This window comes from Pelagicoccus sp. SDUM812002 (genome assembly GCF_031127835.1).
GTDB lineage: Bacteria > Verrucomicrobiota > Verrucomicrobiia > Opitutales > Opitutaceae > Pelagicoccus.
Genome location: NZ_JARXHX010000111.1, coordinates 1 through 657 on the forward strand (window position 1 = coordinate 1; position 657 = coordinate 657).

Annotated in this window: 1 protein-coding gene; it reads right to left on the reverse strand. The window is 59.8% G+C overall.

What is annotated here, in order from left to right; genetic code table 11:
* On the reverse strand, positions 1–377 hold a 377-nt coding region (locus QEH53_RS23910), incomplete at its 3' end, for a beta-galactosidase (RefSeq protein ID WP_309025756.1).
* Between the last annotated feature and the right edge of the window lie 280 nt (positions 378–657).

Sequence of the window (657 nt, forward strand, 5' to 3'; positions counted from 1 at the left end):
GAGGACATGCTGTTTTTCCAGCTGGCGAACCAGAGGAGGGCCAACTTCATATCGTTTGCTCGGGCGTCTTCGATGAGCCAATCGACGGAGGAGAAGTCGAATTCGCCCTCGGTCGGCTCGATGCGGTCCCAGTAGACCGGGGCGAGGACGGTGTTCATGTTGAGGGCTTGGAATTTCTCCCAGTATTGGCCGAGGTTGGCTCGGTTCGATGCGGTGGAGTTGCCCAGTTCACCGCCTCTGGCGAGGAAGGGCTTGCCGTCCACAATGAGCTGGGTGGCGGTGCCCTTGGTCGCTAGGTGAGGCAGCGAATCAGCGAGGGCGAGGCTCGGTAGGATGAGGGCGAGTAGGAGCAGTCGTTTCATGGCGGTGCGTTTCATGGGTTTGATTGAAAGTTGGGTGTGTTTTTTTACCGCGGTTGAACGCGGATATGTTGCGGAAGTGCGGTGCGGCTCGGATCCGACTACGCCAAGGCTACGACGGACACGTGGCCGCTCAAAGGAGCCGTCTGATGACGGCTGAGGGGCATCGTTTTTCTTGCCTCTAGCCAGCGAAGAGGGCAAGGGCGAATCGCTTGGCGGGATCCGGGTGAGGGGAGCGGTCGAGCCGGAGTGTCCGGTTCGCCGCTAGTCTGGAAATGGGACTAGGAGTAAGGTTTCG